Origin of the sequence: Ktedonospora formicarum, from assembly GCF_016587355.1 — a bacterium.
Taxonomy (GTDB): Bacteria; Chloroflexota; Ktedonobacteria; order Ktedonobacterales; family Ktedonobacteraceae; genus Ktedonobacter; species Ktedonobacter formicarum.
The window spans coordinates 610,685-623,864 of record NZ_BNJF01000002.1 but is presented as its reverse complement, the minus strand read 5'-3'; the positions used below and the strand labels follow the sequence as shown (position 1 = coordinate 623,864).

Annotated in this window: 12 protein-coding genes; 7 read left to right on the top strand and 5 right to left on the bottom strand. The window is 51.0% G+C overall.

Going from position 1 to position 13,180, the window contains the following annotated elements; genetic code table 11:
• Position 1: 1 nt before the first annotated feature.
• The 4 genes from K3T82_RS21695 to K3T82_RS21680 all read right to left on the bottom strand — a co-directional run bounded on the left by K3T82_RS21695 (position 2) and on the right by K3T82_RS21680 (position 3,240).
• Positions 2-403 carry a response regulator gene (locus tag K3T82_RS21695; RefSeq protein ID WP_220195639.1) on the bottom strand — a complete coding sequence of 134 codons (402 nt, stop codon included), beginning with the start codon at positions 401-403 and terminating at the stop codon, positions 2-4.
• Positions 400-1,974, bottom strand: a complete 1,575-nt coding sequence (locus K3T82_RS21690; protein ID WP_220195638.1) for an ATPase domain-containing protein — start codon at positions 1,972-1,974, stop codon at positions 400-402. The genes K3T82_RS21695 and K3T82_RS21690 overlap by 4 nt, the downstream gene beginning before the upstream one ends.
• Before the next feature lie 325 nt (positions 1,975-2,299).
• Entirely contained in the window at positions 2,300-2,710 is a 411-nt protein-coding gene (locus tag K3T82_RS21685; RefSeq protein WP_220195637.1) for a DUF2000 family protein, read from the bottom strand.
• Between the two features lie 74 nt (positions 2,711-2,784).
• Positions 2,785-3,240, bottom strand: a complete 456-nt coding sequence (locus K3T82_RS21680; RefSeq protein ID WP_220195636.1) for a MarR family winged helix-turn-helix transcriptional regulator — start codon at positions 3,238-3,240, stop codon at positions 2,785-2,787.
• Between the two features lie 261 nt (positions 3,241-3,501).
• Here K3T82_RS21680 and K3T82_RS21675 point away from each other — a divergent pair, with 261 nt between their 5' ends.
• Positions 3,502-4,347 carry a MerR family transcriptional regulator gene (locus K3T82_RS21675; protein WP_220195635.1) on the top strand — a complete coding sequence of 282 codons (846 nt, stop codon included), beginning with the start codon at positions 3,502-3,504 and terminating at the stop codon, positions 4,345-4,347.
• Between the two features lie 57 nt (positions 4,348-4,404).
• Here the strand turns inward: K3T82_RS21675 and K3T82_RS21670 are convergent, their stop codons facing one another.
• Positions 4,405-4,716: a hypothetical protein gene (locus K3T82_RS21670; RefSeq protein ID WP_220195634.1), complete on the bottom strand. Its 312-nt coding sequence runs from the start codon at positions 4,714-4,716 to the stop codon at positions 4,405-4,407.
• 364 nt (positions 4,717-5,080) lie between these two features.
• Here K3T82_RS21670 and K3T82_RS21665 point away from each other — a divergent pair, with 364 nt between their 5' ends.
• From K3T82_RS21665 to murJ, 6 genes are all read left to right on the top strand, one after another.
• Positions 5,081-6,736: an FAD-binding dehydrogenase gene (locus K3T82_RS21665; protein ID WP_220195633.1), complete on the top strand. Its 1,656-nt coding sequence runs from the start codon at positions 5,081-5,083 to the stop codon at positions 6,734-6,736.
• 271 nt (positions 6,737-7,007) lie between these two features.
• Complete coding sequence (locus K3T82_RS21660) at positions 7,008-8,927, top strand: sensor histidine kinase (RefSeq protein WP_220195632.1); 1,920 nt, start codon at positions 7,008-7,010, stop codon at positions 8,925-8,927.
• 100 nt (positions 8,928-9,027) lie between these two features.
• Positions 9,028-9,957: a bifunctional helix-turn-helix transcriptional regulator/GNAT family N-acetyltransferase gene (locus K3T82_RS21655; protein ID WP_220195631.1), complete on the top strand. Its 930-nt coding sequence runs from the start codon at positions 9,028-9,030 to the stop codon at positions 9,955-9,957.
• Between the two features lie 65 nt (positions 9,958-10,022).
• Positions 10,023-10,460: an Rrf2 family transcriptional regulator gene (locus tag K3T82_RS21650; protein ID WP_476630039.1), complete on the top strand. Its 438-nt coding sequence runs from the start codon at positions 10,023-10,025 to the stop codon at positions 10,458-10,460.
• An 84-nt stretch (positions 10,461-10,544) separates the two neighbouring features.
• Positions 10,545-11,186 carry an NAD(P)-dependent oxidoreductase gene (locus tag K3T82_RS21645; RefSeq protein ID WP_220195629.1) on the top strand — a complete coding sequence of 214 codons (642 nt, stop codon included), beginning with the start codon at positions 10,545-10,547 and terminating at the stop codon, positions 11,184-11,186.
• Positions 11,187-11,466: 280 nt separating this feature from the next.
• The gene (murJ, locus tag K3T82_RS21640; RefSeq protein WP_220195628.1) at positions 11,467-13,161 is read left to right on the top strand and encodes a murein biosynthesis integral membrane protein MurJ; all 1,695 of its coding nucleotides are present in this window, start codon (positions 11,467-11,469) and stop codon (positions 13,159-13,161) included.
• The last annotated feature ends 19 nt before the right edge of the window (positions 13,162-13,180 follow it).

Below are 13,180 nucleotides of genomic sequence, written 5' to 3'. Positions count from 1 at the left end.
GTTATTGACTGAGGAAACGCTCGATGATTCGCTCTAATTCGTCCAGGTCAAAAGGTTTGGCAAGCATTGCGTCTGCCTTTTCGTCGCGCATTGCCGCTATAGTATTTACCGCACTTAGCATAATGACCGGGGGCATTGTTTTCCTCTGTTCTGCTGCTTCGGCGCGCAAGGCTTTTAGGAGGCCAAGACCATTAAGGATAGGCATCATAAAATCCGTAATAACTAGCGCGGGCCAGCGCTTACGCGCCAGGGCCAGTGCTTCCAGGCCATTATAGGCAACCAAAGGTGTGTATCCTAGTTCCTGGATAAAATCAGCGAGAGTTTCAGCAATGCCTACCTCATCATCAACAATTAGGACAGAGAGGGATTCGGTTGTGCGAAGTGAGGTGTTTCGCTCGGTCATCCTCTCCCCCTCTCTGAGGGGTTGTCATACTGGTGAGGTGCATGCTGAGCCCCATGCTCCGCTCCATCGTTTCCCAACAAGCCATCCAATGTGCTTTCTTCCTTAGTCAAAACTCGGATACCATCAGGTGGTGCGATAACGAATTCACGCAGACTATGTTCATGCGTTGAAAAGCGCATCTTCAGCACGGAGAGAACGCGGTGCAACTTGTTGTGTGACATCATTTGTTGGACTAGCAAGACGTTCTCTGCCAAGACGGAGAGGGTATCAGCCGAGAAGTCCATGCTCGTCGTAACTATCTTTGAACTTTCTTTTATTGCCAATAAGGTTACGCCGCGCGCTCGGAAGACTGCAAGTAAGGCTGCCAGGTAGTTTGCAATTCTCTCCGAACCGCTGCTCTCCACGACGGCGCGTTCTAATTCTGCGATGCTGTCGATAACGACTCGGCGTGCGCCAGTGCGTTCTAGCGAGTTGAGCATTTCCGTCGCTACCTGATCGGAGTCGACTTCGACTGGCTCCCAGCGTTGTAATGTCAATTTGCCGGATGCCAGCGCGGAGCGCATCTGCGCACCCAGCGAGAATGAATCGGCCTTCTGCAAGAGTTGCTCTTGTGTTTCACGGAAGCCCAGGAAGAGAGCTGGCTCCCCGTGCTCAATACCAGAGAGTGCGAATTTGAGCGAGAGTAAAGTCTTGCCTACACCAAGACTTCCAGTGAGTAGGGTACTGGTCTGGCGTGTAATGCCTCCTCCAAGGAGAACATCCAACTCAGGCAAGCTGAATGTGGCACGCTTATGTTTGAGTGGTGTGGTTTGTCTTCCTAGTTGATTGGTTGGTACATAGCGGCTCCACGTCTCCAGGCGTGGATAGACGTGTACTCCGTGTGCGCTCAACGCAAGGCTGTGCCGTCCAGGTAGGGGCGCTCGTCCCCGTACTTTGAGCACCTCAAGACTGCGATAGGCTCGGACCCCTGAGAGGGTGAAGTAGAGGCCAATGAGAGTATCACCAGTGGTCATTTCTGGGAAGAGATTAGGATCACGCGGATCTGCTTCGGTGGTAATAATGGTAGTTGTTCCCAGGAGGCTCAGGCGTGTTCCCAGGTCATAGAGGAGTTGACGGCTAGCGTTGAAATCTGGTTCTAGCGAGCGGATACCCTGAAAGCCATCTAGCACTACCAGGTTTGCCTGCGTTTGACGTACTGCGTTCACGATATCTTTGGCGATTGGTGGTTTGCCCTGGGCTATGAACTGCTGTAGACTAAAGACCTGTACACCATTTCCGACGAGCTCGGGTTTGAAGAAGCTATAGGACTGAAGGTGACTGAGCAGCTTTGTTGTCGGCTCTGAGAGCGAGGTGAGAAGGAGCGCCTGTTCTCCTCTTTGGGCAGCGGCGAAGGCAATCTGACTGGCAAGAGTTGTCTTGCCGCTGCCGGGTGCGCCAAGGATAATGACCAGGGCTCCTCTGGGAAGACCTCCCCCCAGTACTAGATCAAGCTGAGGCACTCCGGTAAGCTCAACCTTTCCTTGCCGTGGTAGCAGAGATGCCTGATCGTCATGAGATGATGGTGTATTCACAGTATCCTCTTCTAAAACTGTCAATTGCTAATTTATAGTATGGCATAGAATACTGTGATTTTCTAGGGGATGAACAAAGTTTGTTGCCACCTGCCTCTGTTTGTAACTCCGTTTATAGCGGAGGGCAGGCGGATTGAGCGGTGAGCTCTGTGCAGACTGAAGTTCTCAGCCTACATATGGAGTACCAAGCCATTTGTTTAATGAAATTTATTCTTCCAATACGCTCTTGCGACGGTTAAATATGTGTGAGATTGGCGAAACGGAAAGCGATAGAGGCAGATAATCGACTTGTTGCCGCTATTGCTTTCCGTTGCTTTTAAGCCATTTACTGGTGAAATTTCAGTTTATCTACGATTTTATCGACCACTTTGCGCTCTGCTCTGATCGCAAGGCCCACCAGATGAAGCTTCTCACGTTCGAACTGGCGTACGGCTTCGCGATTGGCGGCATCATGGCTGGTTGAGAACATCTCTTCCGTGTATAGGGCAGGCTGTACACCACGCGCGAGCGCGCGATCAAGCACTCGCGCCAGGGCGGCCCTATCCGCGCCATAGATCAAGATGGGCTGCCCAATGAGACGCAGGTAATCATTACCTGTTGCGTCTGCATAGGGCTCACCAATGCATTCGGGATAAGATGCTGCGATTCCACTTGCTACGAAGGCCGCCACGTTTATTTTTTGCCATGAGGCCAGATCCTCTCGAATGACAAGAGCTACCTTAGTATCAAAGAGCATAAATAATCCTCGCTTTATAGCATAGTTTGATAAGGGTCTCGTATGGGCTCTATAACATAAGGGGGGCGATGGGGTTATGGACTTTCGGATGGTTTGAGGGTGAGAGTGGTTCTCCCACCACTGGCTATAGTTGTGAGCATGTGTCGCAGGAGCTTTGTTTCTTCAGTTGTGAACGAACTAAGAAATTCCTGGTTTATCAGCTCTAACTCATGATCCAGCGGTTCCTGGAGGTCGCGTCCGCGAGCCGTCAAGGCGATCACATTTACCCGGCGGTCAGTTATATGGGGTCGACGTTCAATCAATCCCGCATGTTCGAGGCGATCTAAGAGGCCAGTCATTGTAGCGCTATCAAGTAGCAGTCGTTCACTCAGGTCTGCGCCGCTCTGATAATCGCGTTCCCAGAGAACTTTGAGCACTGCGTACTGCCCCGATGTGACTCCAAAGGGCGCGAGACGTTGTCTGGTTACCTGTAGAACTCGTTGGTAGGCTTTGCCGAGATAAAAGTTCAGGCAATCTTCAATATGTTCCAATTGAAACAACTCCAAGGAATGTTCATTTAGGGAGACGATGCCATATTCATCCATCGATGTATGTGAGTAAGTATAACATATACAAGATACTAAAACAATAGTATCTTGTATACAAGTAATTTGTATCTAAGGAAAACCACCATTGCCATAACATATCAAGAGGGGAGTGTGAGATATTTGGAATATGCCGCTTGACTCTCAGGTTAGATGAGAGTGTATGCTTCGGCTTGAAGAAAGGGTAGCAACATAAAAGAATCATTTATGCTCAAGATTGGCGAGTTTGCCCGGGTGGGGCAAGTCTCCATCGTTACATTGCGTCACTATGACCAATGCGGCCTGCTCAAGCCGCATGCGCTGGATCCTGAAAGCGGCTATCGTTACTACATCCTCGAACAGCTCCCGCGCTTACATCGAATTCTAGCTTTTAAAGATATGGGATTCCCCCTGGAACAGATCTTGCGATTGCTGGAGGAAAATCTCTCTCCTGATCAACTACAGGCTATGTTTTTGCTTAAGCAGGAGCAAACGCGGCAACTCATTGAAGCGGAACAGGCGCGACTGGCGCGTATTGCCGCCCGGCTTTGCCAGATTAAACAGGAGGGAAGCATGCCAGTATATGAAATTCTCTTGAAAGAAGTGGAGCCTGTCGTTGTAGCATCGGATCGTGGGCTTATGTCGATGGAAGAGGCGATGGGACTGGTATATGAACGTATCAGAACGTATCTTGATGGGAAGCAGATTTCATATGCACAGCCAGAAATGCTTTTGTTACACTCTCGACACAAGTTGCAAGAGGATCGCCTTGTGATTGATGTGGAAACGGCTGTCCCGCTGTCTAAAGGGCTTCCTGACAACACTCCCTTCAGCGAGCGCACATTGCCAGGCGGCTTAATGGCCTGTGTTATGCACAAAGGATATTATCTTGCCCTCGGCAATGCTTATGCGACGCTGTATCGCTGGTTGGAAGGCAATAACTATCAACTTATAGGTCCACCACGGATGTTGCTCCACCAAAGAGGAAAGGATATATCCACAGATCAGTATGTCACGGAAGTACAATTTCCCATTCGCCTGCGGCCTGTATCCACACATCTTAGCGAAGAGTGAGTCATCCAGAAAATAGAGCACAAAGGTTGGAGAAGCGATGTGTTTGCTGAAAGTTCACTAGCGTCTAGTTGGCCCTCTTTCCATTCTCATCGCTTCAGCCGTTTTCTGGGTACGTCTTCGTTTTCTTGGAGTGAGTTCAAGGATAAAGAGTATGCCACCTATAAGGATGAGGCCAACAGCTATCAGGGCCATCTTAATAGCATCCGTAATGCTCAATTGCGTAAAGTAGCTCCATTGTTGTGTGAGGAAACCATTAGGGCTCACTACTGCGGGCGTAATGAGTTTAGTTAGGAGCAGTAACACTATGACTCCAGCGACCACTACTACGAGGCTGAGCAGGGCCATAAACAGGCGATTAAAGATATTCATGTGAGCGCTCTTTCCTGGTGTGTAACGCTTCTTCCTTCGAAAACTTGAGCGCGTTTGTTGCAACGAACAGTAACGCTGCCTTCGCGCTTAGATATTCGCGCAAGGAGTGCGCGCTAGCCGCGAGAGCGGCGCCGTGCCCTCGTATGAGGGTTGGTTTTCGTCTAAGATCTCCGCTATCTTTCATGAAACGCTATCGATCTTTGAAAGTGTAGTATATCCCTCTGTTCAAGCTCGTGTAGGATGTTGAGTAGCTCATGTAAGCTGGATGGTATGGTCGGACGTGGAGGCACAGGTTGTAGAACCAGATTCCCCCTTTACGCTAGATTGCTGGATATGCTACATTACAGCAAAAAGGGGGATGTGCATGAGCAATGAAGCCGATGCGATCATCGTCGGGGCGGGCCTTGCCGGATTGGTAGCCACGGCGGAACTGGTTGACGCAGGCAAGAAGGTTATCGTGCTAGATCAGGAGCCAGAAGCCTCGTTTGGCGGTCAGGCATTCTGGTCCTTTGGAGGACTCTTCTTCGTCAACTCGCCTGAGCAGCGCCGCCTGGGCATTCACGATTCCTACGAACTGGCTTTACAGGATTGGTTTGGGAGCGCTGGCTTTGATCGTGAAGAGGATCATTGGCCGCGAAAGTGGGCCGAAGCATACGTTGCCTTCGCGGCAGGTGAAAAATATTCCTGGTTGCGTGAACAAGGGCTGCGTCTCTTTCCTATAGTGCAGTGGGCCGAGCGTGGTGGCTATCTGGCGAATGGTCATGGCAACTCGGTTCCTCGCTTCCATGTCACCTGGGGAACTGGACCCGGTGTGCTGGAACCTTTTATCCGGCGTGTTCGTGAGGGCGAGAAGCGTGGGCTTGTCTCACTCCGTTTCCGTCATCGTGTGACCTCTCTTCGTATGATCGGCGATACCGTTGAAGGGGTACGGGGAGAGATCCTTGAGCCAAGTTCCGTCGAGCGTGGTATACCAAGCTCACGTACAGTTGTGGGGGATTTTGACCTCAAGGCTCAGACGGTAATTGTGACTTCGGGTGGCATTGGTGGTAATCACGAACTTGTGCGGCGCAACTGGCCTGAGCGGATGGGACCACCCCCAAAACGCCTGATCTCAGGCGTGCCTGATCACGTCGATGGGCATATGCTCGAAGTCGTAGCAAATAATGGCGGGCATATCATCAATCCAGATCGCATGTGGCACTATCCTGAAGGCATTCATAATTATGCACCTATCTGGACGAAGCACGCCATCCGCATCCTGAGCGGGCCCTCACCGCTATGGCTAGACGCACGTGGTCGCCGCTTACCTATTCCCCTCTATCCTGGTTTTGACACGCTTGGTGCGCTTCAGCATATTACCACACAGGGCTACGATTACTCATGGTTCCTGCTCAATCAGCGTATCATCGAACGTGAGTTTGCCCTCTCTGGTTCGGAGCAGAATCCGGACCTCACAGGACGCAGCATTCTTAAAACGCTTAGTCGCGTTCTCCCCGGCGCACCAGCCCCTATTGAGGCTTTCAAACAGAAGGGTGCCGATTTCCTTGTCAAGCGTACGCTGCCAGAACTGGTACAGGCTATGAACGAATTGATCGGTGAGGATCTCATTGATGCAAGCGAGCTTGAGCAAGAGATTGTGGCTCGCGATCTTCAGATTGCGAATCCCTATGGGAAGGATGCCCAGGTTACGGCTATCCGTGGCGCACGTTCATTTATTGGGGATAAACTGATCCGCGTTGCGAAACCACATCGCATACTCGATCCTGCCGCCGGACCTCTTATTGCCGTTCGGCTCTCGGTCCTTACCCGCAAAACGCTGGGAGGACTTGAGACAGATCTTTCGGGACGTGTCTTACATATTGATGGTCAGCCTATACCCGGCCTCTACGCTGCTGGCGAAGTTGCTGGCTTTGGCGGAGGTGGTGTGCATGGCTATCGTGCGCTTGAAGGAACCTTCCTGGGCGGGTGTATTTTCTCCGGTCGTGCGGCTGGTCGTTCAAGTGCTCAGGTAATTGTTTAAGCACACTGGTAATGGTTCCTTGCACTTATTGCGGATATCCGCCTATACTAAATTTAGGATGTGTTTTTAGCCAGTAGAACGATAGCGTTTGTCAAAGTAACGGCTTTCGCTTTCACATATGAAATTATGATGCTTGCTCAGGGGATTGGTGGTGAAAAGCATGGACGCTATCACAATTCCCCTGATTGGCATGAGCTGTCGATGATTGGCAAATGCTAAGCCATCAGATGTGTAAGGTTTGTAGAATGCGTCCATATCAGGAGCTGTGGTTATGACCATCGCGAGCGATAGATTGACTAATGTTTATACAAAGGGCCTCCAGCGGGGGAAGTACGTAGCTCTGGCAATTCTTATCTGCATGACGCTTGCGAGTATTTTGGGTTTCTTTTTCCATGTGGCTGAGGATAGGTATCCAGATCTGGTATCGAATATTATGTATCCCTTGGCGTCGGGTTTAGGCTCTACCTGGGGTTTTCTCACTGCTTATCGTGCTTATCGTGGTCCCCTGCGCCTGGGGAAAGCCTATGTGCTCGCGTGGTTGCTGATTGGTATGGGACTCATGTCAAACTGCCTGGGCGGGCTGTACTATACCTACGCGGAGTGGACTGGGCAGAGCTTACTCTCACCTTCCTGGTCGGATATTGGCTTTACCTGTGTATATCCTCTCACTTTCCTGGGACTGCTGATTATGCCAAGTACCTCGCATTTTCGGTTGCGCCTGGCTCTTGATGCGGTCATCGCGACGCTTAGTATTCTGGGGGTGAGCTGGTTTTTCTTCATAAGCAAGGTCTTTTTCATCCAAATCAAGTCCGGGGTGAGCACCTCTGAGTTGGTGACTGCTGTCTCCTATCCCTTCTGGGATATGCTCTTGATATTTGCCATTATCCTTTTAGTTTATCGGCGTACAACTTCACTCTTCCTGCCCTCGCTGGTACTGTTGGGTGTGGGCGTAATATCTAATATTTGGGCTGATACTGGTTATGCCTATACCCTGGCGATTGGAACGTATGACGCCGTAAAATTTTTCATTGACCCCTTCTGGTATCTTGGCTTTATGCTCATTGGGCTGTCGGGTATCTATCAGTATGCCGCGATTTGCCGCCATGCCTGTGATAATAAGGACTCCTCTTCTGCTCAAGCGCGAATTGAGCCACTGCTCAGGTTCCTGAGGACGCAAGAGGCTAATCAAGAACTATGGCAACTGGTACAAAATCTCCTGGTCTATTTGCCACTTGGCATTCTGCTGGTTCTGACCTTTTATAGCGGCGTTCAGGAGTATGCATTCAACGAGAATAGCTCACTGGTTCTGATCGGGTTAACGAGTGTTGTGGGATTACTGGTCACCTTGCGCTCGCTTATAGCCATGAGTGAGAACAGAAAGCTTGTGCAAGCGCTCTCTCAGGCTAAGATTGAGCAGGAAGCTGTCGCTTCCGAGCAAGCGCGACTCTTTGCGGAACTTCGCCAGACGCATGAGCGACTGCAAGAACTAGACAAGCTCAAGGATCAGTTTATGATTACAGCTTCCCATGAGCTTCGTACGCCCCTGACCTCTATTCAGGGATACCTGGAACTGCTCATGACCTATGGAGAAACAACTCCAAAGCAGCAGCAGCGCGATTTTATCCTCAAAGCCCTGCGTGGCAGTGAGGAGTTGGCATTCCTGCTCAATAACGTGATGGATGCTTCCCGGCTAGAGATTGATGCGGGTATTCGCCCCATCCACCTGGAGCCAGTGGAGGTTCTTGAAGCAGTTAAGAATGTCATTACACTCATTGAGCCACAGATCTTGCATGAGCAACGTAAGTTGGAGATATGTGTACCAACCTCGTTAATAGTTCAGGCTGAGCCCACACGGCTACGCCAGGTGCTCCTCAATCTGGCTACCAACGCGGTCAAGTATTCACCACCTGGCTCCCCGATTATTTTTTCCGCACGCGTTGAGAACAACCTTTTTGCTACTGTGAGCGTCACTGACCTGGGTAGCGGCATTCCTCTAGAGGAGCAAGGGCGTCTATTTCAGCGCTTTGTACGCCTTGAGCGGGATGTGAATAGTGTGATTCGTGGTTCTGGTCTTGGTCTCTATATTAGTCGTCGCCTGGTCGAGGCTATGGGAGGAATGGTCTGGGTTGAAAGTAGCGGCGTCCAGGGAGAGGGCTCAAGCTTTAAAGTCCAGCTTCATTTAGTGAGATAGTTTCCTGATTTGCATTTGTGGCTTGCATAGCATATAATTGGCCCAGGCAAGAATATACTTGACAAAAGCAAGTATATGCTATGAAGGAAGGAAGCTGTGGATGGAACTTCTCACGCTTGATGATAGAATACGAGCCGTACGACACTTCAACCGCCTTTTTACACGTCGGATAGGGGTGCTTCGTGAGGGATTGCTGAACAGCTCTTACTCATTGACAGAGGCGCGTATTATCTTTGAGTTGGGGCAACGTCGAGACCTGACAGCGGCCGATCTAGGGCGTGAGCTTGGGCTGGATGCGGGCTATATGAGTCGTATTCTCGCGCGCCTGGAGCAGCAAGAACTAATCGAACGTGTGCGCTCGGAGGCGGATGGGCGCCAGCGTATCTTGTATCTCACCTCGCAGGGAGAGGCCGCTTTTACCTTACTTGACCAACGCTCGCGGGAAGAGGTTTCCGAATTACTCAACAGTCTGGGCGAGGATGAGCAACTACGCCTCCTCAAAGCGATGGAGACCGTAGAGAGTATTCTCGATAGGGGGCTCAAGTATGCCGAACCTTTTATCTTGCGCGCGCCAGAGCCGGGCGATATGGGTTGGGTCACTTATCGGCATGGTGTACTGTATAAGCAGGAGTATGGCTGGGATGAGAGCTTTGAGGCTCTGGTTGCTGAAATTGTTGCTGGCTTCATCAATAACTATCAGCCTGAGTACGAACGTTGTTGGATTGCCGAGATGAATGGCGAGATCGTTGGTTCTGTCTTCGTTGTCAAGTCTAGCGAGACTGTCGCCAAGCTACGCCTATTGCTAGTCGAGCCCAGGACACGCGGTCTGGGCTTGGGTTCTCGCCTGGTAGAAGAATGCATTCGCTTTGCCCGCCGTCGTGGCTATCAAAAGCTGATGCTCTGGACCAATGATGTGTTGGTCGACGCGCGGCATATTTATGCCAGGGCAGGCTTTAAGCTTGTCGAGCAGGAGCCACATCATAGTTTTGGCTATGATTTGATTGGCGAGACCTGGGAACTTATCCTATAAGATTCTTGACATCTTCTCTAATTGTAACTATAATGGTTTCAAATAGAGAAAGGAGTGCCGGTACCATTTCAACCAATAGTCAGTTCGCGGTTGCGTTGCACATTTTAACGTTGCTTGCTCAGAGTCAGAACGAACTTCTGACCTCGGAATATATGGCGGGAAGTGTCAATACGAACCCAGTCTTTATCCGGCGTATACTGGGCCTTTTGCATCGCGCGGGCCTCGTCACGTCACAGCCTGGGGTTGGTGGTGGTTGGCGTCTTTTGCGTGCGCCAGAGACTATCACACTTCTTGATGTCTATCGCGCTGTCGATGAGGGTCATTTGCTCGCTTTGTCGCGTAGCACGCCCAATACAGACTGTACTGTTGGAAGAAATATTCAACGCACACTTTTGCTCCATTTTGGAGAGGCCGAGCAGGCTTTTGAAGAAGCTCTGGCGCGTAAGAATGTCGCCCAGATATTGAAGACAGCGCTCGGAGACAGTTCTCTGCCCGCGCTATAAGATGGGCAGGTTCTTTTTTTACCCAAATTTGTAACTGATTTGGTTGCAATTGGGCTAAGTCTTATTATAAAGGAGAGGCGAAAAATGAAAATAGCCATATTTGGTGTTAGCGGTATAGTTGGACAGCGCGTAGCGCGTGAGGCATTGGATCGAGGTCATGAGGTCAAAGGTATCGTTCGTGATACCACACGTGTAAGCATCTCGCATCCTAATTTTAGTGTTGAAGAAGGTAACATCCAGGATGCCGCCAGTGTTGCTCGTCAGGTTGCGGGTTATGACGTTATTGTGAACGCAACTGCCCCCCGCTATGCGGCGGGTGAGGGTCCACAAACGTTCCTTACCGCCGCCAATGCCGTTATTGAGGGTGTTAAGCAAGTTGGGAGTGGTAGGCTAATCGTGGTTGGTGGTGCAGGTAGCCTTGAGGTAGCTCCAGGTGTGCAACTCGTCGATACCCCTGATTTCCCCGAAGCCTGGAAGGCTGGTGCCAGCGTTCTACGCGATGCGCTGCCAATTTACAAAGCCTCAGATATCGATTGGACCTTCTTCTGCCCCGCCGCGCTTATCCAGCCCGGCGAACGCACTGGTAAGTATCGCCTGGGAACGGATCAGCTTGTCACGAACGAGCAGGGCGAGAGTAGCATTTCGGCAGAGGATTTTGCCGTTGCTCTGCTGGACGAGGTTGAGAAGTCTCAGTTTATTCGTCGCCGCTTTACGGCTGCTTACTAGAGCAAGCGTAGCAGGTCGCTGGGAATGAGCCAGCCAACGCAATAAGATCTACCTCTAAACATTAATTGAGCAGGGGCGCAATCAATAGGAGAGAGGTGTGCCATTGGGATGCGCCTCTCTCCTATTGCAATACCCCTTTATCGCGCCTCTGCATTTCCTTCTGATAAGCGCCTGCATGATAACCATAGGAATTATTTCTCTATCTTGTAATATAAGGGGAGTGAAGTGCTATAGTGAGGACACTAACCAGAGCAAAGAAGAGATATAGAGGTATTTATTGATGGAAGAGCAAGCAGGCATTGCGCATGTTCCTAACCCGAAGACGGTAGAGGAAGAAACCGCCGATCAGGAAATAGTTGAGATTGTCGAGACTGCTGAAGCTGAGCCAGAACACAGTAAACGTGGTCAGCTCGTCAAGTCGGCGACTCTTGTCATGCTGGGGAACCTGGGGAGCAGCGTTCTAGGACAACTGCGCCAAAGCGCTCTGGCGGGCCTGGGAACAGCTATCACCGGACCTTTCGCCACTGCCCTGACTCCCATGCAGACCTTTCTTGATCTGCTCGCCAATGGTACTGTTAGTGGGGCGCTCATTCCTACCTTTACGGACTACTCCGAAGAGGAGCATCAGCAGGAGCTACGGCGCATCGTATATAGCCTGGTCAACCTGCTAATCCTGGTCTCTGCGGTTATCGCAACTATATTTGTCTTTATCGCGCCCTGGTTCGTGGGAAGTGTCCTTACAGGGAATTTAGCGCCGAATCTGAAGCCTTTAGCGATTACCTTCTCGCAGATCATCATCTGCGCCCTAGCTGTTATGGGCCCCTTCGCGATCTTACAGGCTGTACTATACTCGCGCAAAGAGTTTGGGGTTGCGGCCTTCGCCGCTGGAGCACTGCACCTTGGTATCATTGCCGGAGCCGCGGTGACTGGCTGGTGGGGTGCGAACCAGTTTGGGCACTATGGTCTGGCCTTTGGTGTCATCCTGGGTGCTTTGGCGCAAATAGCATTACTGGTTCCTGGCCTCAAGCGTCAGAAGTTGCCCTATATGTTTGTGCTCGACCTAAAGCACCCGGCGATTCGGCGTATCTTCAAGCTCTATGCTCCCCTGGCCCTGAGTTACATTGTGAGTATGTTATTTGTCTTCCTTGACTTAGGTCTACAAACACGCACTCCGGGAAATCCTTCTGCGAATCTGACAGCCACCAAGTTCGCCACCACTTTGATCCAGTTCCCCGGTGGTCTGGTAGCAGCAGCCCTCTCCTTTGCGATTTTGCCTACACTCTCGCGCTATGCTACTGAGAATGAGGATGGGCACTTCAAAGAGACGCTCATGATGGGTCTGCGCCTGGGACTGCTGTTGATGATACCCGCTGCCGCTGGCCTGATAACTTTACGGTATCCCATTGTTTCTCTCCTCTTTGAGCACGGGGGCTTTAAATCTGGCGACGCCAACCTGACGGCTATCGCCCTGCAATATTATGCTTATCAGCTTCCCTTCCTGGTTGTTGACCAGTTGATTATGTTCGCCTTTTACGCGCGCAAGAATACAATTGTGCCAGTGGTCGTAGGCTTTGTGTGTTACGGCTGCTATGCCCTGGTAGCTCTCCCCTTTTATCGCACCATTGGTATGCCCGCGCTTGTCTTTGCCAATACAGTACAGAACTCGCTGCACGGTATCATCCTTGTTATCCTTTTCTATCGCTTCTTTGGCTCACTGAAGATCCGCTCTTCTCTGCCTGCGTTCGCCAAGATTATCGCTGCGACTATCGCGATGGTGGCGGTTGCCTGGGGCCTGCAAGCCTGGATGGGACAATACGATCTTTTCTCGCTGCGTACCTTCCAGGGACAAGTACTGACCACGCTTATCGCAGGCGGCGCGGCGGTTGTGGTCTACTTTGGTGGTATCCTGCTACTTAAAGTAGAGGAAATCGCGCTACTCAAGCAGGCGGTCATGGCTAAGCTTGGCAAGCGTTAAGGTGAGGAGGGCATGGACG

What these genes read in the sequence shown, in the direction of transcription:
- K3T82_RS21695 (WP_220195639.1), bottom strand. Translation starts at nt 403, where the DNA reads ATGACCGAGCGAAACACCTCACTTCGCACAACCGAATCCCTCTCTGTC.
- K3T82_RS21685 (WP_220195637.1), bottom strand. Translation starts at nt 2,710, where the DNA reads ATGCTCTTTGATACTAAGGTAGCTCTTGTCATTCGAGAGGATCTGGCC.
- K3T82_RS21675 (WP_220195635.1), top strand. Translation starts at nt 3,502, where the DNA reads ATGCTCAAGATTGGCGAGTTTGCCCGGGTGGGGCAAGTCTCCATCGTT.
- K3T82_RS21670 (WP_220195634.1), bottom strand. Translation starts at nt 4,716, where the DNA reads ATGAATATCTTTAATCGCCTGTTTATGGCCCTGCTCAGCCTCGTAGTA.
- K3T82_RS21665 (WP_220195633.1), top strand. Translation starts at nt 5,081, where the DNA reads ATGAGCAATGAAGCCGATGCGATCATCGTCGGGGCGGGCCTTGCCGGA.
- K3T82_RS21660 (WP_220195632.1), top strand. Translation starts at nt 7,008, where the DNA reads ATGACCATCGCGAGCGATAGATTGACTAATGTTTATACAAAGGGCCTC.
- K3T82_RS21655 (WP_220195631.1), top strand. Translation starts at nt 9,028, where the DNA reads ATGGAACTTCTCACGCTTGATGATAGAATACGAGCCGTACGACACTTC.
- K3T82_RS21645 (WP_220195629.1), top strand. Translation starts at nt 10,545, where the DNA reads ATGAAAATAGCCATATTTGGTGTTAGCGGTATAGTTGGACAGCGCGTA.
- murJ (WP_220195628.1), top strand. Translation starts at nt 11,467, where the DNA reads ATGGAAGAGCAAGCAGGCATTGCGCATGTTCCTAACCCGAAGACGGTA.